We start from the raw sequence: 26,506 nt of genomic DNA, 5'->3' as shown, positions 1-26,506 counted from the left end.
GGGGAGGATTATACCACACTACACAAGGGTGATAGTGAGATATAGGTTTATCATCCCTACTCACGTAGGAATCATTAGAGACAGACCCGTTCCTCGGGGCGTTCCGTTCGTAGGAATGCCCGGGTGTTGGACCACCCGAGCGGGGTTGTCTCTAGGGCAGACAATCATGACGACAAACGCACTTGCGGAACTTGAACCCGACGCACCGACCGCGAAGCGAGCCCAGTACGAAGCCTTCGAGTTCGCCCTCGAGGCGCCCGGTTTGCTCCGGGTCACGAACGGGAGTTATGGCGACGACGAGAAGGCCGACCACTCCTATACCGTGTGAACGTCGAGAACGGCGTGCCTGTCGCCTGTGAGTGTCCCGCCGATACCTACCGAGACGGTGCCTGTAAGCACCGCGTCGCCGTGGCGATCCGCGAGCCCGTTCTGGCGGCGGCGACCGCGGACGGCTCCCGGGACCGCGTCGCCACCGACGAGGGCGAGATGACTGTCCAGCCACGCGACCTCTGATGTGAACACTCCCCGGCGTGGTCGTGTCGCCAGGGAATATGGGGTGATCCATAGATGCGAATTAAGTTCGACGGAGGCACGCACCTGCTTCGAGAGGCCAGTGAGGATGTTCCGTATTTGGAGTGGGATAACCGGATTGAGGACTACCGTGCGCCCGCATATCGCTATTTTTGGCTCGACGTTAGTTCGGTTGATATTCATTGGTAAGGTCGATGTAGTCTCTTCTCGGATCATAGAAGGAGTATGTCACTAAAGGGACGGAGACCCCTCGTTTGGAGTGAGTCACTCTGTATATAGACAACTATCTAGCTAAACAAGCGTCTCCCGTCTGAGACGATGTAGAATGACGATAAACTATAACGCTTATATAAAGACGGTATACCACTAACACGAGGTGAACCTATTATTGCGAGAAGTTGCTAGTCTAATAGTGCTTGAGCTGTTTTCTCTTTCCCCTGTCTTGCCCCTACCAATAAATATAAAATAGAGTTTCTAGACTAGTAGTAGAACAGCGTCTCAACAAGAAAAGATGGTGGTATAGAACATATCTTCTAGTCAGTAGTCTCGTCGATATTGACGATCTCGTTGAATTCCTTTGGAGATTATGTCTGTTGTTGTAGTGCAGGTTCACCCAATGGAACTCACTCCAAACTAGGGGTGGGGGAGGTAGGTTAACCGACCATCAAATCATCACATCTGCACGCTCAATGTGGTTTGAGGAACCTCTTTTCTCCTTTTCTTGACAACCCTTCTCTAAACCGGGGGTGGAGAGAGGAAACTTCATGCGTTGTAACATTCTGTACGAAATACTGTCAGTCTTTTCTCATTCTCACTCCAAACTAGGGGGGTGATACACCGATAGCCCAAAGCTCACTCCAAATTGGGGGTGTTGAAGCTATACAATCAGTCCTATATTTCTGATCTAGAGATCCCTACTGAGGGAACTCATTCCAAACCGGGCCCGTCATCTTTATTTGGTTGTTCTTAGATGTCAGAGTATGGGCGACACAAATCAAGACGAGTTCTCGGTGGATCAGGTCATCGGTAACTCTCCTCGAATTTTCAGAGACAAGTCTCTCGTCTCAGTCGGAACAGTCCCCGACGAAGATCGAATCGTTGGGCGACAACAAGAAATCACCAATATCGCTCTCAGTCTCGAAGATATAATTTACAATGATGTCCCCGATAACGCTCAAATCTATGGTAAGACTGGGACGGGGAAGAGCTTAGTCTCACGCCACGTCTCTTCAAAAATCGTCGAACGTGCAGAAGCCAACGGCGTTCGCGCAGCTTCTATCTATATCGACTGCAACCAGGACAATACAATCACACGAGCAGCGAGGTCGCTGTATTTCTCGATCTTTGATGAGCTGGACAAGAAGTTCGGAATATCAGACCAGCCCGATGTCACCCAACCTCCGAAACGTGGGGTCGGTTGGAGAACATACACTGAGGAAATTTGGGGTCTCGTCGATGGCCACTACGACGGCCTCATCATCATCCTCGATGAAATCGACCTGCTGGAAGAATTCAATAAGTTACTCCATGCTCTCTCTCGCGCCCGTGAAAACGACGAGATCGACACGTACATCTCTATTATCCTGATTAGCAACAAGACCACACAATTCAGAAATGACGTCAACCAACGTGTGCAAAGCTCGATGGGTGGATCTGAATTCGTCTTCTCGGCCTACGATTCAGACCAGCTCAAAAACATCCTCGAAAATCGTCGCGATGCCTTTGAGGACGGTGTTCTAAGCGACGGTACGGTCTCTACAGCCGCCGAACTCGCTGCTGACGAACATGGAGACGCACGCAAAGCTATCGAATTGCTGAACAAGGCTGGGATGATGGCTCGTCGGAATATGGATGAGGAAGTCACTGAAGAACACGTTGAGGAAGCACGAGATCTTGTCGAGGCAGATCTACTCTCAAAGAGTATCAGTACGCTCCCGGATCAGGCCAAGCTGGTTCTCTACACGCTCGCAAAGCAACTCAATGGTCCAGCATCTACCGTCTCTACGTCACAAGTCTACGACCGTTATCAGACTGTCGCGAAAGACGTGCAATCGAACGTTCTCGGTTATCAACGGGTGTCGGATCTCCTTGATGAACTCGAGTTCCTTGGGGTAACCATTAGTGAACGAAAAGGCCGTGGTGACCGGAAAGGCATCAAGAAAGACCACGAACTCAACCATAGACCAAGGATCGTGCTTGCGGCAACACTCGCAGAGGACAAACGGCTACAAACACTGGAAAGTGTCGAATCTTCTGAAGACATTCTCCAGTGAACTGCTCCAGGGCCCATCCGTTCTAGGCAAACTGGAGAAGATGCAGAGACCGCCAGCTGTTAGTGGGGTGAAATCCGGTGGGGAGATGCATGGCTCTCCCCTCGGATTCGGTGATAGAGGGGCGGTTGGTGAAGACGTTTCCGAATACCCGGCTGTGCGAGCTGGCTCGCGCAAACAGGTTGGTCCAACGCGATGGCGGGAAATTCGAGCTGATACCCTGTTTTGGTCGCTCACACTCGGTTCGTTACCGGACACTATCGAACACTTGGAGAGTTCCGTCCAGAATACATCGACAGCTTCGGCGGAACATTTCGCTACTTATCGTTTCACGATTGGTTTACTGAGCGGCTCTGTGCGTTTCTCTGAGAGGCCGTCAAGGGGGCTCTTGAGTACCTCGAACAGCAGGAAGACCGTCTTCAGGGTGGATGATGTACCTACAAGCCCACGATTGAAGCTACACCAAGGGACGCGTCGAGAGTATAGCCGTCTCGCCTTGTGCAACAGTAGGATAAATACTCCCTCCACTGTTGCACAAGGCAGTGGGGATCAAGTGTCGGTGTTAGCGGATTCCATCCCCACCTCAGCGGAAACGCGGTGTCTCGTGACCGTCGAAAACCCTAAGCTATAGCCTCCTGGAATACTGATTTCCATGCGTTCCAGACACATCCCAAGGTCTTGAAACGCAGCATTCATGGATCATATCTCATCCGTAGACCGGGGCTGTCCGCGATGAGGACAGTATCTCTCCCAACCTGTCCAGGCGCGAGCGGCCCGCAACGTGTCTTTCAACCCTGTTACAGCTCCTGATCAGTGACTTCCTCCTACTTTCAGTGAACTACCCCGCCCTGCTTGGCCTTGCGGCCTCGCTGAGGACGGGGCTTCCTGTTTCGATGACGCGCTTTGCAGGAACCGAATCGGTTCCCGAAGGGAGCGCAGTCTCCGCAGGCGTTGAATCGAGGTAATCCGTTCCACTTATGCGAGTGTACGCCAATATCCACCGCTCCCAGATCGGATGGTGAGCCGTAACGCGCGTTCTACGATGATTTTCGACGGCAGATAAAAGCTGTCAAAATATCACTCGGCTTTGCACGTTGGAGATGCTACAACTTGTATCGCCAGACCAGCAGAAGAGTGGCTGTTGACCAGATATCCCGACGCTGGTTAAGCATCCGATCTCGTTGATAGCGCACCGATCGGTGCGAAAACGCGGGCCGGTCGCTCCTATCGAGGGCAACTCGTCGTTCGGCTCACCAGGGGAAATACGTCAGTAGACGGCGTTTCGTGGCTGTTTCGGTAATAAAAATGTCACCCACACTACGTGCAAAGCCGAGAATATCATCTAAATATGTGATTATCCATCAGGCCCCAATGCTTCGAGATCCTCCGTGGATATGCTACGGTTTAATACTTTCTCACCGGTGTCATTAATTGAATAAAATGGCCCTCCATCTTCATCAATATCCAATAATTCACAAGAGACAAGCAAATCTGCTCGTCTTCCTACATAATCGGGGGAATAATCAATGTTCTTGGATATTGCACCGCGATTCAGGCTCAGCCTCTGAGGAGGACCAAGTACCTCTAAGATTGCAATATCTACCGGACGTAACCACGACACACGGCTAAACACATTACTAATATCCATGCACAGACGTTTTAACTGCCGGGATTGGTTAAAAACGTTCGCCATTTAGAGCTTTTGAGTGCGGGATATCACTCACAAAGGTTAAGAGGATGGCTACTAACAGGCTATCACACGCACAACCTAAAACTCAAAAATCGCAATGGAATGAAAAATGAACCAAACATTACCAAAGGGATTAATAAGCCCTCGGGAAAGCGACTAGGTCAAATATAGGAACGCACCAGACACCAGCGGCTCAGGGTCGATAACCGCAGGAGGATGATTGGTACCTTCTCCTGGGTTGTTCGACCACATAAGTGTTCCGCTTAGATAGCGGGAGCGCTGTTCCGCAATACGAGATTCATCCGCAATCTCGGTGGAGTAGCGTCTGGTGTCGAGTGTTCTCTCGACCAACCTCATGCCAAACCCCGATATGCCTGTCTACGGGATTGACGAGCGCTCTGCCATCGGCACCGAGCCGGAGGTCCAGCTATGACCGAAGAGAGCGGCGCCCCCACGAATGCAGGGCTCCGGGCGGTCGAACCGCTCGGGCAGGCGTCGCTCTCCGATGTGGTCATCTCCGCCGTTGGGCCGCGTCGATCATCCTGGTTGCCTGACGTCCTCGACGAACTCTTACCGACGACGAGCCGCGCGATCCGCGAGCTCGTGGGGGATCATGATCCCCGCGTTTTCGCGGACAAGCGGCTGCGGTCGTCGTTCGTGCGCGAGGTTCTCCTGGACGATGTAATCAATGAGACCGGCGAGGTCGCGATTGGGACCGCCGATGCTGGCGTCGCTCTCGAGACCTACCTGGAGTCGCTAACGCGCTACGCGCTGGAATTCGACGGATTCGAGGCAGAGATCGAGGACTGGCCTCGTCAGTACCGCCAGCAACGCGTCGGGGATATCGAGACAATCACAACCATCGGGACGGGCCGCGGCAAGTGGAATGCCGGCCTTCCCGTCCTCGAGCATGGCTTCTGCGAAGTCCACCGTCGTGCGGAAATCGCGCCGACGGTCCTTCTCCTGCTCGACGGCCAAGAGTGGCTCTCTGTCGACGACAACCGGACAATCCAGTCGGCTCTCGACGCGATCACGCTGCTTGGCGAGGTCCTGGACCTCCGACTCGTTCTCTCACCGTCCTTGGAGCGCTACCTCGAGCAACACTTCCAGTCCTTCTGTGAGGACGTTGTGGGTCTTACTGAGGAGGGGGATGCCTCCACCACCCCACCCCCTGTTTCTGCCGACCCGACTGAGTCTGATCTGCTCGCCGACGCGTGGGATCGCCTGTGTAATCTCGACGGCCGGGGGGAAGGACGGCTTCGGCTTCTCGCGAATCTCGATCCAGATGGCGCTCGCGAACATCGAGACCTCAAGCAAGACGATGAGATCGACTTGGCTGCTGGCTCAGTGGATCGTTACGTCGGTGACCTCGAGAGCATAGATCTGGTGACCGTCGACGACAGTAGCCGATACAACACTGTCTCACTGTCGCCTCTCGGGGAGGCCGCACTTGAGTTCATCACTGACGACTACTCTGTTCGTCACCCGCTTCAGTCCCAACTCGACGCGCCTTACGCGGACCCCCCTTTCGACGACAAGTACAGTGTATCGCCCGAAGATGAGATTCCCCCCCAGGATGGCCAGGACGACGAAGACAGCTCCGAGAATGCATCTACTGCTGAAGAATGGCTGGCTGAGACCGGCAATCCTGACGACGGTGCCGCGTACGTCCAATGGATCGACGGCGGGCCAAGTGAAACGCTCGACGCGTGGACGATGCACGATCGACTTGCTGCTGGTCGCCGCGTCGAGGGCGTCAACCTCGTCGATCACGAAATCTCCGAGTTCGAGGACGGCCGCATCGCCCAACTCTCTTGTTTCGAGGACGACGCTCAGGTCGTCGTCCAGTGGGGCGGGTCGCTCCCTACACTGGCACGTCTCCCAGCAGCCTTACTGAGCGACCGCGCGTTCTCGAAGATTCTCGAACCCAGTGCAGTCGGCTCCGCGTTCGAGAACCTCTTCGAAGCCCACCTCGAAGAGGAGATCGAGGCAGTCATCCAGCGTGGGATGCAAATCGGCTGGTTCTCCGAAGACGAGCTGCAGTACGAGTCCTGGCGTAAGCGGTGGGGTCACGTCCGGACGGAGCTGCTCCAGCGCCTCGGCGAGGCCGTCGGAACCCGCGATTACGAACTCAGACAAGAGTTATACAACGACCTCCACGGCCTGCTCGCGTCGGCGACCGCGCTCTACCGCTCGCTTGGGATCGACGTCACGATCCACATCCGGATGCCGGATACGGCGATGCTGCGAGATGACGAGACGCGTCTCGGCGATTTCCTCTCGTTCATGCGCCACACAGTCCCGAAGCAAACCGCATACGGTATCCACAGCGGGAACCGGATGCTCCTCGAGGACCGACGCAAGAAGCTCCGGCAGCGGCTCCCATATGATGTCCAGGCCGACGACCCGACGATGGATCTCACCGCATCCTGGGTCGTCTCCGGTCCCCAAGCATCGCTCCTCCAAGAAGACCTCGAGAATGCGATCGGCGCCGCAGACGAAGACGTCCGCGAAGCCATCCAGGAAGGAGCGGAGACGGCGCCGACGATGGAGATTCCCGTCGTCGTCGCAAACGAGTTCGGTGCGATCAAGTCCGAAATTTCGCGCCACCTGGAGCGTAAAGGATTCCGCCAGCGTCACGACAACGTCGTCTCACTCACGAGGGCTTGCATGGCCGTTCTGGGTACGGAAACTCGGGGTGCGAGCCCGTTCGATGTCGCCGAAGCGCTGCTGCACCTCAAAAAGAAGCCGGGTCTCTCGCTTTCACTCGTCCAGCTGGAGAATGCGCTCGCGATGCTTCCGGCTGATCGTCTTCTCCGCGGCGAGAAGGCGACTGTCCAGAAGATGGTGAAAGCACTCCTTGAGGCCGACGATCCACTCGGTCGGAAGGAACTCATCGAGACAGCAGGGATCTCGGAGAATAGTTACGACCGGAACTGGCATGATCTTCGCGCTCTCGAGGCCTTTGGGCTCGTTGACCGACTCAACGATAAGCGCTGGCAGGCCCGTCTGATCCCGTTTTGGAGTGACGTCGGATCGAAATCGTCCCCAGAGGACCTCAAAGAGTGGGAAATCCCGTCAACGTGGTCGGAAGTCCTCTTCGAGGCGGTGTTTGTTCTTGGTCGCGACGACGATGTCGACGTCAACGACCTCTTCAGCTGGCCGCAGGATCTCGCCGAGATCCTCCGGGCGATTGAGTGGGAACACTGGAGTCCGATGCTGGTCTTCCTTTTCGATGGACTCTTCGAAAATCGCCAGACTGCAGTGATGGGGGATCCCGGTAAGATACTGAGAGATCCGAGGAAGAGAGGAGTCGCGACGATTGGGCGGCGCCCAACAGGAACCGATCCGAATCAGTGTGAGATTGTCGAGAAGCCGACAGTATAGGGTACATGAAAGCTTCTGCACAACTGCTAAACCACTAAACGAACGCCGAACGCCTTTGACCGGTTCGATGGCGTTCTTCGAGGCGCCACAATCGACGACGGAACGGTACCCTCTCTACAGGGATCGGCGGGTTCACATCGATTCTGAACGCCGGCTTCTGAGAACCAATACCGTTCCGATCCAAGCCAGAGCTACTCCTATATAAAGAAGAAAGGCGATACCCAAGAGAGGCAGAAGAAATTCAATGTCTCCTGCTTGTGCTGCTGTTAAGACCGTCACAAAGGGGTTTTCCAAAGTGAAGTGAAGGAGAATGAACGTTACCCCTACAGCAAACGCTGCTGGAAGAATCGGTAGAGGCGGAGTTCTTGACACTTCATTGGGGTTCTCTATCATATTTCATATCTGTTAGACATTACTACTTAACATTATCCATTGTTTTCCAACCAAATCTATTGAATTCAACAGTGCCATCGAGTGTGGGTGAGAAGGCTACCACTCTCCAGGCAGGGCAGGCCGAGTGCCTCGGGTCAAGCTCGGGGGGTCCATGATTATGGTGAGCCGTGAAATTTGCTGGTCTAAAACCGGCACCAGCAGAGCGTCAGATCCAGGGTTCAAGCCAGCGGCGGAGTTCATACGCGCTCGCAAGCGGAACCGGAAGGACCAGCAGCCCACCGAGGAAAACGACAGCAACGTCGACGTTCGAGATCGTGGCCCACCCAATGATTGCGACGGGCAGCGTCACGATCAGATTCCACACGCGCACTGTTCCGACACAGATTGAAACTCCAGCGTAGATAGTCGGTCCGTCGTACGTGTCTCATTAGCGGCTGAAAACCTCAATATTGTGGGGTAACCCTCTCCGAATTCTTTTCTCCTGGCCGAACACTTATGTAGAGTAATATGAGATAGGTCAGTATGGATCGACGGCGGCTGCTCACCGCCTCGGGTGCGTCGTTCGCCGGTTTGGGAGTGGCAGGATGCCTTGGCTCGGGATCCGAGGAGAGCATTTTCGAGGAGATCACGGGCGCAGGCTGGAACCTCGTAGTCTCATTCGCCGAAGGATCGGAAATTGAAGAGATCAGCCTTGTGACGCCCGACGGTGACGTGTTCACTGGGGGATCCCTCGAGTTGGGACAGCGCCGCATTGCACTCCCGCTCGTCGAGCACAACTTTGGCGAGATTCAATCGAGCTACCGCCCGGGGGATGAGTACACGCTCGCGGTTGTTGATGCCGACGACGAGCGTCACGAGCGAGCGATCACGCTTGACCCAGCTGTCGAACTTTCCGGTATCGACATTTTCGGAGAGACCAGGATGGGACAGGACCCCAGCACTGGACCATTCACCGATCTCCGCGGGGCTTCGACGACAGCACCAGCGATCACACTGGAGAATAACGGGAACGCCCCAGGCCTCCTTCTTGAATCAGGCGTCATTGGCGACCGGGTCCCAAATCCACGGCGTGGTCCGGGGAATCGCGACGATTCAACTCCGGATGGGGCGAGACTCATCCCATTGAATGATGATCGATATGGGATGCAATCGACGATCGACGGCGTAGTCGTTGGGGCAGACGAGACGACGCACGCCGTCACCGCGTATCACCCGTTTGCGTTCCCCGAGGAAGACTTCACTGAAGATGATCTTGCAACGGAGTGGGCGGGTACGGAAATCGAGGCTACGTTGGTGGTCGCGACATTCCCCGAGACCGAGCACCATGCGTCGCTCACGGTTGCGTTCAACGGCGAGATTTCTCGCGAGTCGAACGTATGGTATTTCGATGAGACACGACTCGTGGAGGGAGAGATTGAATGAGTCAGTATGAATCCCAGATCAACTCTCGCTATGACGATCCAGAGACGTACTCGGGGAAGAATCCGCCGGACTGGGAGGCACGCCGCAAGACAGTGTATCGACGAGACGACTGGACGTGCCAGAACTGCGGGCGACAGAGCGGACCCCACGCTGGTGACGACGGCGAACGCCTGCACGCTCACCACATCCAAGCGTACGCCAACGGCGGATCGAATCACCTGTCGAACCTCGAGACGCTGTGCGAGCCCTGTCACCAGAACAGCCACGAGCACAATATTTTCCAGGACGGCTGGGTCGGCGACGGGCCGACAGTGTATCGGATTGGGGCCGTGCGAGCGAGCCTACGAGGGATTCTCGCCGCGCTTTTCATGTCGATCTGGATTGCGCTGTTTGGTCGATTGATACTCTACGAGGGAGGAACTTCATTTGGATCGCTCGTGAACGAGGCGGGATTGATCGGAATCCCAACGCTGCTCGTGTTGGTAATCTTGCTTCCGAAGCCGCGAGTCGTTACGAGCCTCCTTGGGTTAGGGACAACAGGGATCACAGCGGTCGCATGGCAGGAGTTCGGGGCGAGTCCCGAACTGCTGGCGATGGCGCTAATGGTGTGGCCACCAGTTCTAATCGGACTGTAGGGGATCGTTCGAGGCCATTTGAAGGGGTCGGTTTAGCGAGAGCGTCTCAGAATGAATTTGAAGGACAGTGACCACCCGTCGAATGGTGTTTGATCGAGTTCCCATCCCTCTTGCGCGAGCTGATTGAGGCGCTGTTCCGTTTTTTCCTTCTTAATACGTCCGAAGAATGTCGTTGACGGCTCGATCACTTTGTACTCGTACTGGTCAGCCATGTTATTTGTCGTTGATTGGAGTTGGTATAGTTTTTAGGGGGCCCAGTGGTACGTCGGTTCAGATCGGGGGGAAATTTTATTGCTGATAGGTATCTAGTATTATAGAACAGGAAGAGAGATAATGGCACTCACAACGTACATCCCAGGGATGGCACCGGGTCGGACACCGCGCAATCTTGTCGTGCTTGTGGTGTACCTTATCTGCTTCCCGGTCGTGCCGTTCGTTTTGGCGTATGCAGCTTTCTCAAACTATAACCAGATTTCCGACCGGCTCGCGATGAGAAACACGCCTGGCTTCACTCCCGGGGGAGGTGCGAAGCCAGCAGCAGTCACACTTATTGTGTTGCTCGTGACGATTTCGCTGATCGCAAGCCTCGGTGCCGCTCCGTTCTTGGTGCTCGCCGACAGCGGTAGTGGGTCCCAACCTAGTACTCAAGCTAGTGCCGATGATGAACAAGACAGTGGCGCCGACAATCCGACGGCTGATGAAGGGGGAGGAGACGAAGAGCGGGGAGAAGAAGCAGGCGAGGGGGAGGAACAAATGGGGAATACAGCCGATAGTGATGATGGTTTTGGCGGGGAATCGCTCATGGATGGGGAATCGTTCATAGATGGGGGAGCCTCAGCCTCAGATAACCTCTCTGACGAGGAAAGGGCAGCTAACACGCAGGCGCTATTTGAAGATATGCTAACAGAAGCTGGGTATGAAATCACTGATGGGGAAATGGATGATGGAGTCATCCACATTGAATACCGCACGTATGCAGAAGATCGGGATGAGGCCCTCGCTGAAATAGTTGAGATTGCCGGCGGTTATGTTGCGTTGGAGGGAACCCTTCTAAACGAATTTGCAGAAGAAGACCAATATGAAGGTGTATTCAAAGAACAGACAGAGGGGCTCCACGTGACTATCCTCGATCCGAATGATGTTGAACAAGGGACATTCTCTATTGAAAGTGAATGGGCTCGAGCATTTGCCAACGAGGAAATTTCGGAGGAGGAATATTTAGATCGGATCGAGGAGACGATCGAAATTCCTGACCACTTTGAGAACAGTGGCGAGTTCGGCGACAGTGGGAGAGACAACAACAGTAGCGGCTAACGATGGACCACCGTTATTTGGCAGACACAGGCGAATCTTTTCCTCGGCGTGAGTATCTTCTTGCCGCTGGGGCTGGGAGTATCGCAGTTCTCAGCGGGACTGCAGGCTGTCTTGGGCTGGGTGACGATGAACAGCAATCTGAGTCCAGTGACGAGACGGACGAAAACAACTCTGAAAACGGAAGCGACAACGGGACAGAGGGGACTGAGAACGAGTCTGAAGACGAGGACGCGACTGACGAGGAAGATGTAGATGATGAGAGCGATGGTTCGATACTCGAGGATGAGGAGTCGGATGAGAACGACTCTGAAAACGAGAGCGAGGCGACCGAAAACGAGTCTGAAGACGACGAGGCGGGTGATGGGGATACCGAGAACGGCACCGCAAACGAAACTCAAGACACTGAAACTCCTGAAGAACCCCAAGAAGACGCGGACAATGAGACTGACCGGAATGAGTCTGAAGCTGATGCTGCCAAGAATGAGTCAGAGGACGGCGCTAGCGAGACCGACTCCGAAGGCGACCACGAGGGTTCCGGTACCGAAGACCCTGATGAGGGTGAGGGCCGGAGCTTCGAGCAGTATGCGATTGACGAGCTATCTTACCACGTCGACTACCCAGCTGACTGGGAAGTGGACGAGTCGAACGACGGCTACGTCCAAATCCTCAATAGCGATGAAACGGCGTGGATCTGGATCGAAACCGAGGAGGCTCGTCTCACACTCGAACAGGAGGTCCGAAATTACCGCGAAACTTTCGAGCCCGAACCGAGTGCTGAGATCCATGCGGACGACTCGGTGACGCTCTCGAGTGGGGAAGACGGCCATCGGTTTGTCATCGAGATGGCCGACAGAGAAACCAACCAACTCATCGCTCACGAGCTCTTTGCACATGCTAACGGCATTCAGTTTCTCACCTCTGTCATGTTTTCACGGTCGGAATACAACGAGGACTACGCTCAGTTAGCAGAGAAAATCCTTGCGTCGGTTGCTCTTGACTGACTCAGAGAACGGTTCTCCCAGGTCGAGATGATTACGTAGTGTTCACGATGACATCTTTGAGTTGATCGGCACCCACGCCACCGATGAGGCGATTAAGCCTGGTATCCCAGCCGACAGTGTTGATCTCAATATCGTGGGCCTCGAGGGAGTTTGTGTACGGCGAGACGTAGATCGCATCCGTGTTTTCGTGGAGCGTGATTGTTGAGTTCTCGACGATGGCTGGGCCGGCCGGTGCCGATCCGCCTTCGCCGCGCGTCCCGAAGCCGTACGTCCCTCCAGCCCCGCCGCCCTCGGCATACGAAATCTCGACTTCACAGTTGCGAACGATCTGCGGGCCATCTTGGAGTAGGATTCCACGCGGGTTGATGTAGACACCCTCTGGCTTCTCATTGATCAAGACGTGGCAGTTTTCGATGACGGAGCCTGGATACGGCCCGTTGAGGGCTTCCTCTTTGCTGTCGGTTCCATCCAGCCATTCAACGGGTTCCCAATCATCGCCTCCATTGTTCCGGATTTGGGACCCACCGCCGTTCCAGACGGTGCATCCAGAGACGATCTTTCGGCCGGTGCCCCCTCGAGGATAGACCGTGTTATCGGGCCAGGGGCCACAGACCATGTTGCGGATCACGGTCGTCCCCTGTTGATCGGGATGGCCTGTGAATCCCGTCGAGCCCCAGCTTTGCCCGAAATCGGGATGCTCAGGTCCCTCATCGAATCGGCGCTCTTCTCGCGTGTTGATCGTATCGATGTAGTGGAGCCCGCCCCCGCGCATATCGATCGAGTCAACGAGAGCCACCGAGTCGGGCGTGGCGCTCGCGACGCGTAAATTGGCGAACGACCCAAGCGAATGAGTTCCCTGAAAGGCGATATTCCGGATCTCAGCCTGTCCATCGATGAACGCATTGAGGCCCTGCATTCCCGCGTTCTCATGCCACCCCCAGTCGAAAATGAGACCGCCGAAGACGAGATCGCCATGTGGGTTCGTTGAGGTCCCGATACGGAACATCATCGTAGAGCCGGTATACTCGCCCCGATCGACAGTGTGTCTATTGATTGCCTTCACTTCACCGTGCCGGATAGTCGCGTTCTGGCCGATCAACCCAACGTTCGAGGTCCTCGTCCGTCGGAAGGGGCGATTCATCTTGTATTCGCCTTCCGGGAGTACGATCAGTCGGTCGTTGTCCCAGGCTTGTCTGAGAGGGGCATCGATCGGCTGTTCGCCCGATGAGTCCGCACCGAAATCGTCAACGAGATTGACGACCTCGGAAAAGCGATCTGCATAGTGATCTGGCCGAAGGGCGGTTGGCGTATCCGTCTCCCCAATGTTGGGAGGGACAGAGTTCCTTTGGTCACCACAGCCGGCAAGTGCCGCTGCACCAACTGCGCTCCCGATCCCCGCCAGGAGCCGACGGCGTGTTAGTCTGGGAGATGGCATACGGATTGTTCCCCTTTACCAGACTAGTGATCACTCCTAGACTATTCAATTTATCTATTATTTATACCTGAAACCCCCGGGGAATCAATTCAAAACAACCAGCCATAAAATATTATACAATTTATATATTATCTATGTGGCATTACCAATAAATATTTTCACCTAGCAATACCATATATTGAACTACTGAAGACGAATAGATTTTGAGCAAGCTATAAATGTCTCTGCCTAGACGTAATCTCTATGGGTGAACATACCAATAACCAAAGGCGACCGACAGAGGTAACTCTCCGAGCACTGGCTCGAGTGAGTCCCATAGCAGCCCAGATCGCGATGGTCACCGCAGGGGTACTGATGTTGATCCAGCCCGTTGTTGCCCAGTCTGCGTTTGAAGAAGCAGCCGAGGTTGCTTGCGGGGGTGCATTGGGATCGGCGGTTTTCCTCGCGTTCGGATTGTTGACATTGATACTAATACTAGCTGGCATCGCCCAAATTGCGATCGGCTTTCTCGGTTTCGGAGGTGGCGGCCGTCGAGGCGAGCGCAGTTCGATCATCAACGGATTTGTGACTCTTCTCGGAGGGTTATTCCTAGGAAGCATGTCAGCAGTACTTGATTATTTAGGCATCAATATCAGTGGGTGCTTGCAGGGCGAGATCTTGTGGGTAATGGTGCTGATCTGACGATCCACGCATGAGCTCCCGGTTGTTCATCGGTCAGAGATGGTTGGTGATTGCGGTTTTAGGGATGTTGCTCGTGAGTGTGGGGCTCTTTGGTACGATCGGGGCCGGAATCGTTGATGCTCAGGAAAATGAAAGTAACGAGTCTGAAGACGATGGATTTGGGATTGATCCTGGCGAGGTAGCGAATGCAACGAATGGGTCTGGTAGTGAAGCAGGTGGGAACGAGACGGCCGAAAACGAATCCACCAACGCGAGTGAAGACGATGGATTCGGTATCCAGCCAAATTCTATTCTTACCGGTGAGGAAAATAATGAAAGTCAATCAGATTCAGAGGACGAAGATGGCAACGGTGGAGTATTATCCTCAGCGGGGGATGTTGTCGAATCTGCGGGCCAGTTTGCGGGTTATGGTCGGGATGTTGCTGAAGAGCACATTCCTGGGGCAGCACAGGCTGGCCACATCTATGATACGCTGACTAATCCCTCAGACGAAGCAGTCCAATGGTTCAATTCGTGGGTGGCAGCGTTCGTTGACGGGGTGTTGTCGGAAGTGATTGGGGCCATCAATGCGATACATGCTATCGCTATCCAGGTTCCAGCACCGGGGGAGGCGGAGGACCCTTCGAGTTGGGCCGAGCCAGCGAGTGAGCAGTGGCAGACTGTCTTTGCGGTAATCTCGTGGCCGCTCGTGGTCGCCATAGTCTGGCTGATGGCACAAGTAGGCGTCTCGTTTTCCTACGATAGCGCCGAAAAACGCCGTCGGGGCTGGAAGCGTATCGCTCTCGCTGGCGTGATGGTCTTTGGGACGTGGGTGTTCGCGCCGGCACTCCTGCACTTGTCTGCGGAGATGGCCCAGGCAATCTACCCTGATGGAGAACAATTCGTCACTCCGGACGGTGCGATCCGCTTTGGGCTCGGTCTCTATCTTCTAGCAATCTTATTGATATTCAAGGCGATCGTCGTCGTCGCAGCACTCGTCAGTGTCATCATGCTACACTTATTGACATATCTTTCTGTGCTGTTTTGGCCGATTTCGTGGGCTGCATGGGCAACCCACGGTCAAGCACACGCGTATGGAAGTTTTGGGCTGTTCGTTTTCGGATCTCTTCTCGCCCTCTCGATTGTCCAGTCGATCATCTTGCGGTTCCTCATTTACCTGCCGCTCGATGGGTCAATTGCCGGAACCGCTGGTTCGATCGTTTTGATCCTCTTCGGGCTGGCGTTCGCACTCGTCTATCTTCCGTGGAAAATGCTCGAAAAGGCGCATGTCGCCGCCGCGCTCAAACTTGGGAAAGGGCCCACCCAGGATGTGAGTCAACGAATGCGGCACGCTCCTAGCGAGGTACACCACTTGGCTCGGCATTACAGAGCAGCATATGAGCAGAAAACCAGTGGTTCCGACAGTAACGACGGCAGTGACACTGTGCTTCCGGCGCCGTCGGATACGAACAATGGAGGCGGAGATGGAGGTGGAGGCGGAGATGGGGGCGGAGGTGGTGGTGAAGACGAGACGAGTGAGCAAGAGTCGCCGCGGACTCAGGATGGTGATTCCAACCAGGAAAACCGCAGGCAAGGCAACAAATCGCGCAAGAAAACGACGTTCAGCGAGACGCAAAAAGATCGGATCAATCGGAAAGTGAACTCGTAAAACAACCACCACTGCCCCACCACTACCCCATGACAACCGACACATCACCGACCAACGCGGATACGACCGACCGAGATCCGTCACAGCTCGCCCTGCCGTACATCGATTCGTCGATCAAAGTGCGAGGGTACAAGCTCAAACACATCTTCTACGGCGCGCCTGGAGGAGTCATCCTCTTTTTCGGGATTTTCACCTCACCGTTCACGAGTGGCCCTGGGCTTTTCTGGATGACAGCAGCCATCGGGATCCCGCTGGCGGTGATCGGGATGACGGTTTCTTATAGCACGGATTACGAGACGACGACGGGGATCGACCGGGCTCGGGCCGGCCTGCGGTCGCTCGTCCTGCGTTGGCGGTACCCGAAAAATCACCTTGAGTCGTCGGTCGAGCCGATTCACGGTGTCAAGCGAATTTTCTCGAACGGGTTCGCCGAGATGGAGGACGGACGGTATGTCGCGCTCGTTCGCGTCGATGGTCGTAACACTGAGCGACAGTCCCAGTCGGCTGTCAACGACATGGTTCAGGATTTGACGTTCGCGATTCGCCGCGAGATGGATGATGTGTTCGATTTCTTTGTCACAACGTTTGATACTGATGTCGATAAAATCACGGACAAGTACCGTGAGCAACTCCACAGCGGGCGATTTGGTGGCGACGAGTGGATAATCGCTCGCGATTTGCTCGAGGATTACATCCTGTATGAGGAGGAGGAGGCCGAGGCGTGGGAGGCTCGCGAACTCCGTTCGTACATCGTTGTCGAGGTCGATCCGACTCACCTCGAGCACCGCCGCCGGTCGGATAGTAGCTCGCTCTTCTCGCTTGGTGGAGACGAGCCCGACGCACGCCAGCGCAAGCAAATGCGACGGCGACTGCGTGATCGAGTTGCCTCCGCGAAGACTGTCGCGGGTTCGGTAAGCGGATGTTCGGGTGAGTTAGTCGACCCGGCCGAGCACGCGTTCTTGCTTGCGAAATACTGGGCCGGAGTTGAACACCGGCAATTCACCCCTGAGTCGGCATCCCAAGTGGCGAACCTCTCGGTGTGGCCCAATATCAAATCGGCCGAATCGGGATCTCACGAGCACGAGCAGGCAGAGACGGACAGTCACCGGCCGGGAGCTGTCGACGCACACCTCGACGAGCAAGCTCGAATCAGCGCGGAGACAACCACCGCAGGTGAAGACTTCGACGAAGCGGCTGATAGGCAGCTATCGCTCGATGCGGTTGCAAACGTCGATACGGTTGAAGTCGCGGGCGATGGCGGAGCGACCGGGTTGGAGGCGACGGATAGCGTTGTCACTCAGCTGCTCCAATCACCCGCTGAAGCCGGACGTGCTGAGGATATGATCGACGATGCGGAGACAGCAGCACAGACGAGCACGCTCGCTCGCCTACGTGAGGGCTTGTTCCACCCGCTCTCGGATTCGGACACTGACAGTGGCGTGGAGTCGTCGCCGCTTCAGAACGCCCTCTCTCCCGGAACGATCGATGTTCATGGCGATTTTGTCGAGGTCGGCGATCAGTACGCTCGCACGTATTGGTTGACTGGCTGGCGAAAGCGTCCCTCGGGGAACTTCCTCAAATCGTTGCAGACGCTCACGGGCGTGGATTTCGATCTACGACTCCGTGCACGCCCGGTTGAGAAGGCTGATGCGATCGAGCGTCTGAAGCCGAAAATCAAGGATATCGACGCGGATATCAGCGATCGACAGGAGGTCGACGATATCGAGTCCTCGGTCATGACCGAGGACGTTCACTACTACCAGGGGATGTATAAGCTGCTCAAGCAGACGACGGTCCAGCCGTTCGATCTCAACGGCTATCTCACTGTCCGGGCCGGGTCGAAGCGAGCACTCGATCTGGCCGAAGAACAGATCAAGCAGGGGTATGAATCCCCGGAGACGCTCACGCTCGATGTCGCGAAACGTCGCGCACTCGAGGATGCTGAAGAGCCCGTATTGAACGCAGTCGAAGACACTCCTGCGGAACTGTCCGCGATATCGTCATCGCGTGCGGACGAACTGTTCAAATCGGGCGCTCCGGGTGCTCGCGACCAGTACAATGAACTCTCGTGGAAGGACCACACGACGATGGTGTGTGATGGGGCGCTCGGTGCTCTGTTCCCGTTTGCCCGGTCGACCGTCCAAGATGAGGATGGCGTGGAGTACGGCCGCTCGGAACATCACGGACAGAAGATCATCGCGAGCCAGTTCGAACGAGGCGGTGCCGGGCACAAGATCACGCTAGCGGACTCAGGGTCCGGGAAAACGTATCACGCAGGCAAGCAGGCACTCCGCTGGTGGCTTGGCAAGGAAGATCGAACCGTGATCTTCCTCGATACGATGGGCGGTTTCTATCAGCACACGGAGGCAGTCAACGGCAACCGAATCGTCGTCGACGGGAATACGACGATCAACCCGCTGCTGATCCAGGAAACGCCCGAGACGGTGATGGAAACGAAGGACGTCGATCCGTTCGGGATGGCTCGCGACTCGGCAGTGAGTTGGATCCTGTCGATCATCAAGGCTCAGGGCGGCGATCCCGACGATTTCAAACATCTGGTGAGCGAGATCGTCACGGAGACCTACCGCGAGGCTGGGATCTACCCCGGTCGCCCGGAGACGCATGGCCGGGAGAGTCCGACGATGGATGACTTTATCGAGAAGACGACCACAATGCTCGAGAACCCCACCGAATACACGCTCTCCGGGCACAATATCGAAGGGGAGGAAGTCAAACAGGAGGTGCGGCAATTCCTCCGCAAGTTGGTCGGCTTCAAGAAGCATGGGCGCTACCAGCACTTGATTGGGGAGAGCGAGGTAACCCTCGAGGAGGGCCAGGTTAACTACCTGGACCTGCAGCAGATCGAAGCACTGGGCACGGCGGACAAGTCGACGATGCTCCAACTGCTGTTGCGCAACGTCTACGAGATGGTCAAGCGCGCGCCCGAAGAGACGATTTTCGTGGTTGACGAAGCGCACTATCTCTTGCACAGTGAGGAGATGCTCCCGTGGCTCCAGCAGGCCGCACGCCACTGGCGCCACTACAATGCGGGGCTGTGGTTCCTCTCGCACCGACCGGACGAGTTCATCAGCGGCGACGAGGACGGAGCCGGACACAAAAACGCGATCCGAGGACAGTGTACAACGACCGAGTTCTTTCGGTTGAAGGATCTCGATTGGTCGGTCGGTAGAGCGTTCGGATTGAACGAGAGCCAATACAACTTCGTGACAAGTCAGGCAGTGACAGGAGAGGCAGATGTGGGCTATTCGACCGGGATCGTCGGGTTCAGTGACGAAGAAGAGTGGTACACGTTCGAGGTCGCTTCCGGGGACTTTGAGGACGCACTCCTGAGTTACAATCCGGACAAGCACGGCGCGTTCAAGTCGTACATCCGCCGGTTTGTGAGCGATCCCGGTGCCCTCGATCGGGTCTTCGGGGCTGAAGATTCCAATGAGGAACGCACTGATCGGGCGGTAGGGAAGGACGAGGACGAGGAATCCGACGGTCACACGGACGGAACCGACGGCGACGAACGCACTGCTCAGGCGACGAACAAGGACGAAAACGAGGAGACAGGCGACGGGCCAGGTCCACTTGAGTCAGCTCTCGCGGCAATTCACAAGGAGGATCAGTCGGCAGCTGACGAGACTACTGACAGTACCGCCGGCACTGCGAACGCACTCTCCGCAGATGATGACTCGACCGGGACGACGACCACAGAGACAGACGGTGAGGACGAGTCAGCAAACGAAACAGAAGAGCGCGAGACGCCGACAGAGGCGACAGAAGACGAACAGGAGGAACGTAGTACCGAGAACACTGACGACGAACCAGACGACGAGGCGCCCGAGGACGAGAGTGAAGACGAGCGCCAAGAGATCACGACGATCACGGGTATCGGAGAATCCTACAGCAGTCAGCTCCGTGAGGTGGGGATCGAAACCGTTGACGACCTCGCGGCGGCGGATCTAAACTCCCTTGAGGAGGAGGAGGTGCTCATCTCCTCGACGCTTTTAGAGAAGTGGATCGGTACTGCTCGGACCGAGTGTACCACCAGCAGTGACACTGCTGCCGATGAGCAGCCAGGTAAGCCAGACAGTGGTGGATCAGCCCCTGGGGACGTGGAGGTGAGTCTCGATGATGACGATTAGGACAGCAGTCCCTGAGTGCGACTGGTCTGTGGGACCCGTGTTCACCCGTCTGCAAGTTCACGAGGTGAGATTTGAATGACCAATCCAATAGACAACAATCCAACGGACGACCAAGCGGACGACGAGCGAGCGAGTGAATCTGCCCACGAAAAATCAAACAACACTCCGAATCTCGAGTGGATCGTTGCAGAAGACGACCGAGTAGCTGGCATTGCCGACCTCGACGTTCGGTGGGCTGGCACGCCGCTGGCTCGGAGCGGTCTTCGTGCGTACGTGGGCGCGATCCTCCTCGTTGGGCTTGCAATCGCCCTCGCGACACCCAGTGTCGCTGGATTCGCTACGGGGCCGGCCCTCATTGGGCTCGCGCCGGTCGAGCTTGGGCTGGTTGTGACGACCATCACTCTTCCATTGTGGTGGCTTGGGGCGATCCCAATCATCCTCGGAGTCACGGGCGTTGTCGTCGGCCTGCTTCCACTGGTACGGTCGGTTCGAACCGAATACGTTCTCACTTCAGACACCCTCTACGCGCGTACGCGAGGGATTCGACGGGATCAGTTTGCGAAGCTTGCTCTCGAGCGTGTCGTCGAAATCACTCGTCACCAGTCGCTCGTGGGACGACTGCTCTCCTACGGGACGATCACGTTCCGGACGGTCGAAGCCGAGATCCCAAAGGTGGTCTGCAAAGGCATCCACAACCCGAGGGAGGTCGAAGCGAACGTCCTCACTCTCGACGCCTCCACTGACTCTCCGCTCGATCGCAAACAGGAGTACGTTCGCGTCATTCCCTCGACGGGCGAACGGGCGCCCTCAGAAATCGTCAATCAAATCCGCCCTCTACACGCCCTGAACCCGACCGAAGAATCATTCTGGCAGCGGATTAACCCGTTCGCCAGCCCTGACCCACTGACGTTCGATTTCACCATCTACAGCAACGGAACGGATTCGCCAATCGAGTTCTATTACTCGACTGACCAGCACCTCTCGACGCTCTATGATCGGCTCAACTCCGCCTACCCGGATACTGTCGAAATCGAACGCGTGACCGTCGATCTGGCCGAGAAACTCGTCGCTCCAGAACAGTACAGTTACGAGGAGTTCGAGACAGCGCTGGAAAAGGGGGCGCTTCAGACCTCTGTCGAAGAGGTCGAAGCGATCACCCGCGTTCACGGCGATCAACCCCTCGCTGCTGATGGGGCCGGTATCAGCGACGGCCCGGGGACGGGGACGGTATCGGGAACGGGATCGGAGCCGGAGTTGGGGTCGGAGTCGGGAGCCAACACTCTGCTTGGAGGGCAACTCCCAAGCGTTGATCTTGACGCACTTCGGAAACAAGAGGAGGAGGAAAACCGCGATCCAGGCTCACTGAGATTCGGACTCGACACCCCTGTTGATACCGGCGAGGGCGTTCTCGCGCGGCCCCACCCAGACGACGTTGAGCCGTATAGTCTGCGGTGGACTGGCAGTGGCGACCCGATGACGCCGATCAGGCTCTTCGACGAGGAACTTGATGGCGAAGACTTCACGAAAGATAGCTCACACGCGCCTCTCACTGTACTGATCGACCACTTCGCAACGACCGATCATCCGATCGTCTTCCAAGCCGCGTTCGAAGGCGAATCGGATTCGACTCACAGTGGTAATCAACGGATTGAGCGTATCAGAGGCGACCGAGAAACGTGGGGAGATGTCATCATTCAAGCTATCGAGGACCTCATCTATGGCGCCGAACCCCAGCAAGAGCACCATCCACAGGAGTCCCAGCCGATTCCCGAAGCTGATCGTGATCTGATCGACAACCTCCAAACAGAAGACTTGGGGCATACGTTCACGGCTAACCTGCGGGTCGTAACCGTCCCCGCGAAGTCGGCGAGCAGTGACACGTCCGAGCTCAAACAGTCGCTCCGAAGCATCAGCACGGTGTTCGACCCGCTTGAGGGGCGATTCTATGGCATTGAGAGCGAGAAACTATACGACAAGGGGCTGGTCGCCCGCCGCAGCCGGACGTTCTCACGGCGCTGCTTCAACCGTGTCCTGAATCGAGACGTCGTGACTGGCAAGCGACTCGGCCGCTCGACGCCCGACCTCCACCTCGATCCGAACGAACTCTGCAACATGATCATCGTACCGAGCACGGAACACCTCACGGACGAGGCAACGAAAGAAACCCACGCGAATCCCGAAAGTCGGACCTCGCTCCCCGGCTTGGACGCGGCCCAGCGCCGCCAGTACACCACGGGAATGGTGCTTGGTCAGGACCCCACGAGTTCCGTTGATGGGCCGCTTCGATTACCGCCAGCTCTCCAGACACGCCACTGGCTGGCTTGCGCTACGACTGGGGCGGGGAAAAGCCAACTCGTCAACCGGATGCTTCTCTCGCTTGCGGAGACGACGTTGGGGCCGAACATCCTCTTCGAGCCGAAAGGCGACGGGATGTGCGTCAACTACCTGATGGGCCACTACAAGAAATACGGCTCGCTCGAAGACGCCTACTACTTCCGCGAGCCCGAAATACTCCCAGCAGTCTCGTTTTTCGACCTCCGGCCCGCGCTCGACGCCGGCCACGATCGGGAGACGGCAGTCAAAGAGAAAGCCGACCACTTCCACGCGTTGATGCGGATGATTATGGGGGCGGACCGTCACGAACAGGCGTTCGTCGCGAACGAAGTGCTGACGTTCCTCATCTATGCGCTGTTCGATCCCGTCCACGGTGATGACGTCTTCGGGTTGGATGATCTGGTCAATGCCGCAACGCGAATGCAGCAGAATCAAGAACTGCCAGACATTTCGGATATCAATCAAGACATCCACAAGTCGTTAGCCAATCAGTTCACCAAAGAGGATCATCAGTTCCACACGACAATGGGTGCGGTGCTCAACCGACTCAACCGGCTGAAAGAGGATCGTCACCTCCACTGGATGCTGCGACACAAGCCCGGTCGAGAGGCCGACAGCGACCCGCTCTATGGCTTTCACGAACAGGACGTCCACTTTGATTTCCGCGATATTCTCGACGAGGACGTGACGGTCCTGTTCGATATCGGCGACCTCACGCTTGACGCCCAGCGGGGGTTGACAACTATCCTGCTGAGTGATCTATGGCACTCCATCCAGCACCGACAGCAACCATCGTCGGACCACGTGGTGAACGTCATTCTCGAGGAAGCAGCACCGTTCATCGCGACCGAACTTGTTGCTGACCAGTTACTCCCGCAAGGCCGGTCGGCGGGATTGAGCCTGGGATTCGTGATGCAGTACCCCGAACAGGTCCGAAGCTGGGATGATGGAAACGGGGCGTACGAGGAACTGCTGACGGAAGTGCATACGAAGCTCGTGGGGGATATCTCGATCACGGATCGATTTGCGAAAACGTTCACCCACGACGACCTCTCGGTTGAAGACGTTCGCAATCGGAACAACCGAATCGCGTCGGGCGAGTGGTTCACGAAGCTCGCGAGCCCGCAGTTCGGCGAGGAGCGACCAGCTCCGTTGACGTTGCACTCGCTACCGATAATCAGCGGCCATCCCGAGAGCGACGACCCGCTGTCGGACGCCGAGCAGAAACGGTTCGACGAAGACATCCTGCCGGAGGTCATCGAACGGACTGACGAGGAGTACGGCCTCGACGTGCCGACCCACGAGGATACACTCGAATGGTCGCCGTGGAGCGATGCCGGGACAGGACGAAGTGTCGGATCGCCACCAACACCAGACGGATCACCGGAACCGACACCGGAGGGAGATCCAGAATCGGAGTCGGACCAAGTAGGATCACCGGGACTAGGGACAGACAGGGACCCGGAGTCAGATACACAGGCAACTTCTCCTAAGGCCGACGCTGATGGGACGAATGCCCCTCCCGAACAGTCGGCGGACGAGGAGAATGAGGACGCCGAAGGCGCTGACTCGAGAGAGGAAGACGAAAGCAATAGCGAGAGCGACGCCGACCAGTCATCGGAGGGGTCGATGGGGGGTTCATTCTTCGGCGGCCACGAGGAGAAGGATACCAACCCGATCGACGACGAAACGCTTCGAGCACGGGGACTCTCTCGAGATGACGCCACGTTCCTGAAACGGGTGCTGGACGCGATGAATCGGGACCTTCCCGGCTATACGCTCTTGGAGGGGATGGACGAGTTGGAAGACGGTCTCCCTCAGCTTGATGTTTCGATGCTGATCGAGCGAGGGCTCCTCGAAAAAGCACGGGTGAACCGGCGGCCGTACTACACACTCCTTCCAGAGGGGAGAGAACTGCTTGACGAGACGATCACGGCTGAAACAGGCGTGGGCGATCTCGGAGAGAAGACACCCCACAAAGTGGGCGTTGAACTGCTGTTTCAGTGGCTGAGTGAGCAAGAGGATGTCGAGCGCGCTGAGCGGTATTACCAGCAGGACCCAGAGGCGATCTTCGATGTCGTCGGGTTCGATGCTGATGGCGATCTCATCTGGGTTGGTGAAGTAGAAATGACATCGAATAACCCCACCGCAGTAACAGACGACTACGACAAGATGGCCGCTGTCGATGCGGACGCCGTATGGGCTTTCTCTTCGAGAGATGATGCTCGAAATATAGTGAATCTGCTTGCCGACCACGATCGAGTTTCTGGCCGAGTGGGTGGGCGGGCAGCACGTACGATTGCACAAATCCAAGAGAGAGTCGACGAATTGGACGCAGACGGGCTGACGACGGTCCAAACGTTCCGGCGGCTGGGAGACGAAATAGGCGAATGAAACTTCTCGAGTTACTCCAGAGTCTCGTTTCCGAGCTGGGCATTATCTCAGCGTATCTCTCCCAATACATGCCGATCTACAGTTACGGGGGAGTGATGGAAATCAGCCTCAGTCTAATCTTTGTGACACTCATCGTCTACGCGCTGCTCTTGCCCGTTCTTTTCATTTTTCGACTGTTTGTTGGGACGATCCTCACTCCGAGTTGGACGCCGTTCCCGCGACGTGGTGATGGCGTCGTGGTCGGTGTCATTTCACTCCTGGCAGTAATCGTGATGATCGACTTTCTCCAATTCGCGGGAGGAGGACTATGACGTGGAGAAAAGCAAGCCGCGATGAGATATATACGTACTACAACCAGGAGTTCCCCGCGTACACGGATCAGATTCCGGGGTTCATAACAGCAACTGGGCCGAAAGAATTCGGCCTCAGCTTTCGCGATCGGCACCCGATTCGCAAAGACGGACGGCCCGACCGGGACTTCATCCGACGGGCGACGTGGCGGACGGATTCGACTGGCGAACAGCTCTCACACAACTTCGACGGGTTCGAGGATGTTCTCTCGTTCATCCAATCCCCTGCGCGCCACGATCCCTTCGGTGACAGCGAGTACGCACTCGCCGACCCGGATCTTCTTGTGAAATCAGATCCCGTGTCGGCAGGCGTCTACTACGGGTTAGATAACTGGGAGCGTCCCTGGGTAATCGCTGTCGACATCGACGCGAAAGACATTGCCGCAGCACGGGCCGAACGAGAACTCGCGGAAGTTGAAAGCGACTACGACACTCACCACGACGAGCGCACCCGTGACGAGAAATTGCTCGGTGAATCCGGCATCAAAGCGGCTGATCCCGCGGACTATCCCTACGCGTTCGAGGACCTCGAGCGCGCCATTGAATACGGCTTTGAAACGCGTGATATCTTCGAAAGCGAGTTCAGCGCCGAGGAAACGATGGTCGTCTACTCCGGACAAGGTGTCCACGTCTACCTGCTCGACGACGATCCCGAACACGACTACGACGAGAGCAGCCGGGAAGTGCTCAACGATCTCCTAATCGAGCGGTACGAGATCCCAATTGATCCTGTCGTGACCGCCGATCGAAGCCGCCTACTCCGGGTCCCCTACTCATTGCACGCGGAGGTGTGTCGCGTCGTCCAGCCGATTGACAGCCCCGCGTTCAATCCACGAACGGACGCCCGACCACAGTTCCTCGAGTGATCAC

19 protein-coding genes and 1 pseudogene are annotated in these 26,506 nt (G+C 56.3%); 15 read left to right on the top strand and 5 right to left on the bottom strand.

Going from position 1 to position 26,506, the window contains the following annotated elements:
• The first annotated feature begins 166 nt into the window (after positions 1-166).
• The 4 genes and pseudogenes from DVH23_RS24605 (at position 167) to DVH23_RS16465 (ending at position 2,804) form a co-directional block, all read left to right on the top strand.
• Positions 167-328: a hypothetical protein gene (locus DVH23_RS24605; protein ID WP_157972442.1), complete on the top strand. Its 162-nt coding sequence runs from the start codon at positions 167-169 to the stop codon at positions 326-328.
• Complete coding sequence (locus tag DVH23_RS24600) at positions 325-513, top strand: SWIM zinc finger family protein (protein WP_114578519.1); 189 nt, start codon at positions 325-327, stop codon at positions 511-513. The genes DVH23_RS24605 and DVH23_RS24600 overlap by 4 nt, the downstream gene beginning before the upstream one ends.
• A gap of 54 nt (positions 514-567) precedes the next feature.
• Positions 568-681 (top strand): annotated as a pseudogene (locus DVH23_RS23685) (hypothetical protein); the annotation flags it as partial.
• 830 nt (positions 682-1,511) lie between these two features.
• Positions 1,512-2,804: a Cdc6/Cdc18 family protein gene (locus DVH23_RS16465; protein ID WP_114578518.1), complete on the top strand. Its 1,293-nt coding sequence runs from the start codon at positions 1,512-1,514 to the stop codon at positions 2,802-2,804.
• A gap of 1,351 nt (positions 2,805-4,155) precedes the next feature.
• Here DVH23_RS16465 and DVH23_RS23675 read toward each other — a convergent pair.
• Complete coding sequence (locus tag DVH23_RS23675) at positions 4,156-4,449, bottom strand: hypothetical protein (protein WP_157972440.1); 294 nt, start codon at positions 4,447-4,449, stop codon at positions 4,156-4,158.
• Positions 4,450-4,920: 471 nt separating this feature from the next.
• On the opposite strand from DVH23_RS23675, the gene DVH23_RS16460 reads away from it, so the two are divergent.
• A complete protein-coding gene (locus DVH23_RS16460; protein WP_114578517.1) occupies positions 4,921-7,878 on the top strand; it encodes a plasmid replication protein RepH in 2,958 nt (985 codons plus the stop codon).
• 132 nt (positions 7,879-8,010) lie between these two features.
• Here DVH23_RS16460 and DVH23_RS23670 read toward each other — a convergent pair whose 3' ends face one another.
• Positions 8,011-8,271 (bottom strand): hypothetical protein, encoded by a 261-nt coding sequence (locus DVH23_RS23670; RefSeq protein WP_157972439.1) that lies wholly within the window; start codon positions 8,269-8,271, stop codon positions 8,011-8,013.
• Between the two features lie 522 nt (positions 8,272-8,793).
• Between DVH23_RS23670 and DVH23_RS16455 the strand changes: the two genes are divergently transcribed.
• Together DVH23_RS16455 and DVH23_RS16450 are read left to right on the top strand one after the other, a co-directional pair.
• Positions 8,794-9,693, top strand: coding sequence for a hypothetical protein (locus tag DVH23_RS16455; protein ID WP_114578516.1), 900 nt, complete (start codon positions 8,794-8,796; stop codon positions 9,691-9,693).
• On the top strand, positions 9,690-10,328 hold the full coding sequence (locus DVH23_RS16450) for an HNH endonuclease (RefSeq protein WP_114578515.1): 639 nt from the start codon (positions 9,690-9,692) through the stop codon (positions 10,326-10,328). Before DVH23_RS16455 ends, DVH23_RS16450 begins: the two co-directional genes overlap by 4 nt.
• A 32-nt stretch (positions 10,329-10,360) precedes the next feature.
• Here DVH23_RS16450 and DVH23_RS16445 read toward each other — a convergent pair whose 3' ends face one another.
• Positions 10,361-10,540, bottom strand: a complete 180-nt coding sequence (locus DVH23_RS16445) for a DUF4177 domain-containing protein (protein WP_114578514.1) — start codon at positions 10,538-10,540, stop codon at positions 10,361-10,363.
• Positions 10,541-10,661: 121 nt separating this feature from the next.
• Here DVH23_RS16445 and DVH23_RS16440 point away from each other — a divergent pair, with 121 nt between their 5' ends.
• Complete coding sequence (locus tag DVH23_RS16440; protein WP_114578513.1) at positions 10,662-11,642, top strand: hypothetical protein; 981 nt, start codon at positions 10,662-10,664, stop codon at positions 11,640-11,642.
• 17 nt (positions 11,643-11,659) lie between these two features.
• The gene (locus DVH23_RS16435) at positions 11,660-12,643 is read left to right on the top strand and encodes a hypothetical protein (RefSeq protein ID WP_157972438.1); all 984 of its coding nucleotides are present in this window, start codon (positions 11,660-11,662) and stop codon (positions 12,641-12,643) included.
• Between the two features lie 31 nt (positions 12,644-12,674).
• Here DVH23_RS16435 and DVH23_RS16430 read toward each other — a convergent pair whose 3' ends face one another.
• Entirely contained in the window at positions 12,675-13,742 is a 1,068-nt protein-coding gene (locus DVH23_RS16430; RefSeq protein ID WP_198667958.1) for a hypothetical protein, read from the bottom strand.
• Between the two features lie 579 nt (positions 13,743-14,321).
• Between DVH23_RS16430 and DVH23_RS16425 the strand changes: the two genes are divergently transcribed.
• Both DVH23_RS16425 and DVH23_RS16415 read left to right on the top strand, forming a co-directional pair.
• Positions 14,322-14,759, top strand: coding sequence for a hypothetical protein (locus DVH23_RS16425; protein WP_114578510.1), 438 nt, complete (start codon positions 14,322-14,324; stop codon positions 14,757-14,759).
• 10 nt (positions 14,760-14,769) lie between these two features.
• Positions 14,770-16,407 carry a hypothetical protein gene (locus tag DVH23_RS16415; RefSeq protein ID WP_157972436.1) on the top strand — a complete coding sequence of 546 codons (1,638 nt, stop codon included), beginning with the start codon at positions 14,770-14,772 and terminating at the stop codon, positions 16,405-16,407.
• 194 nt (positions 16,408-16,601) lie between these two features.
• Here the strand turns inward: DVH23_RS16415 and DVH23_RS23665 are convergent, their stop codons facing one another.
• Positions 16,602-17,183: a hypothetical protein gene (locus DVH23_RS23665; protein WP_157972435.1), complete on the bottom strand. Its 582-nt coding sequence runs from the start codon at positions 17,181-17,183 to the stop codon at positions 16,602-16,604.
• 564 nt (positions 17,184-17,747) lie between these two features.
• Between DVH23_RS23665 and DVH23_RS16410 the strand changes: the two genes are divergently transcribed.
• The 4 genes from DVH23_RS16410 to DVH23_RS16395 all read left to right on the top strand — a co-directional run bounded on the left by DVH23_RS16410 (position 17,748) and on the right by DVH23_RS16395 (position 26,502).
• Positions 17,748-20,558, top strand: a complete 2,811-nt coding sequence (locus tag DVH23_RS16410; RefSeq protein ID WP_157972434.1) for a hypothetical protein — start codon at positions 17,748-17,750, stop codon at positions 20,556-20,558.
• A gap of 75 nt (positions 20,559-20,633) precedes the next feature.
• The gene (locus tag DVH23_RS16405) at positions 20,634-25,286 is read left to right on the top strand and encodes a PH domain-containing protein (RefSeq protein ID WP_114578506.1); all 4,653 of its coding nucleotides are present in this window, start codon (positions 20,634-20,636) and stop codon (positions 25,284-25,286) included.
• Entirely contained in the window at positions 25,283-25,597 is a 315-nt protein-coding gene (locus tag DVH23_RS16400; RefSeq protein WP_114578505.1) for a hypothetical protein, read from the top strand. Before DVH23_RS16405 ends, DVH23_RS16400 begins: the two co-directional genes overlap by 4 nt.
• On the top strand, positions 25,594-26,502 hold the full coding sequence (locus DVH23_RS16395) for a DNA primase (RefSeq protein WP_114578504.1): 909 nt from the start codon (positions 25,594-25,596) through the stop codon (positions 26,500-26,502). The genes DVH23_RS16400 and DVH23_RS16395 overlap by 4 nt, the downstream gene beginning before the upstream one ends.
• The last annotated feature ends 4 nt before the right edge of the window (positions 26,503-26,506 follow it).

Origin of the sequence: Saliphagus sp. LR7 (genome assembly GCF_003344565.1) — an archaeon.
In the GTDB taxonomy this organism is placed as follows: Archaea; Halobacteriota; Halobacteria; order Halobacteriales; family Natrialbaceae; genus Saliphagus; species Saliphagus infecundisoli.
The sequence above is the reverse complement of the archived record's forward strand: the minus strand, read 5'-3'. Positions and strand labels throughout refer to the sequence as shown.

Excerpts from the sequence above, each read along its gene's own strand:
- DVH23_RS16465 (WP_114578518.1), top strand. The coding sequence starts at position 1,512 with ATGGGCGACACAAATCAAGACGAGTTCTCGGTGGATCAGGTCATCGGT.
- DVH23_RS16445 (WP_114578514.1), bottom strand. The coding sequence starts at position 10,540 with ATGGCTGACCAGTACGAGTACAAAGTGATCGAGCCGTCAACGACATTC.
- DVH23_RS16460 (WP_114578517.1), top strand. The coding sequence starts at position 4,921 with ATGACCGAAGAGAGCGGCGCCCCCACGAATGCAGGGCTCCGGGCGGTC.
- DVH23_RS23675 (WP_157972440.1), bottom strand. The coding sequence starts at position 4,449 with ATGGATATTAGTAATGTGTTTAGCCGTGTGTCGTGGTTACGTCCGGTA.
- DVH23_RS16440 (WP_114578513.1), top strand. The coding sequence starts at position 10,662 with ATGGCACTCACAACGTACATCCCAGGGATGGCACCGGGTCGGACACCG.
- DVH23_RS16415 (WP_157972436.1), top strand. The coding sequence starts at position 14,770 with ATGAGCTCCCGGTTGTTCATCGGTCAGAGATGGTTGGTGATTGCGGTT.
- DVH23_RS16405 (WP_114578506.1), top strand. The coding sequence starts at position 20,634 with ATGACCAATCCAATAGACAACAATCCAACGGACGACCAAGCGGACGAC.
- DVH23_RS16425 (WP_114578510.1), top strand. The coding sequence starts at position 14,322 with ATGGGTGAACATACCAATAACCAAAGGCGACCGACAGAGGTAACTCTC.
- DVH23_RS16400 (WP_114578505.1), top strand. The coding sequence starts at position 25,283 with ATGAAACTTCTCGAGTTACTCCAGAGTCTCGTTTCCGAGCTGGGCATT.
- DVH23_RS16450 (WP_114578515.1), top strand. The coding sequence starts at position 9,690 with ATGAGTCAGTATGAATCCCAGATCAACTCTCGCTATGACGATCCAGAG.
- DVH23_RS23670 (WP_157972439.1), bottom strand. The coding sequence starts at position 8,271 with ATGATAGAGAACCCCAATGAAGTGTCAAGAACTCCGCCTCTACCGATT.
- DVH23_RS16455 (WP_114578516.1), top strand. The coding sequence starts at position 8,794 with ATGGATCGACGGCGGCTGCTCACCGCCTCGGGTGCGTCGTTCGCCGGT.
- DVH23_RS24605 (WP_157972442.1), top strand. The coding sequence starts at position 167 with ATGACGACAAACGCACTTGCGGAACTTGAACCCGACGCACCGACCGCG.
- DVH23_RS16395 (WP_114578504.1), top strand. The coding sequence starts at position 25,594 with ATGACGTGGAGAAAAGCAAGCCGCGATGAGATATATACGTACTACAAC.
- DVH23_RS16410 (WP_157972434.1), top strand. The coding sequence starts at position 17,748 with ATGATCGACGATGCGGAGACAGCAGCACAGACGAGCACGCTCGCTCGC.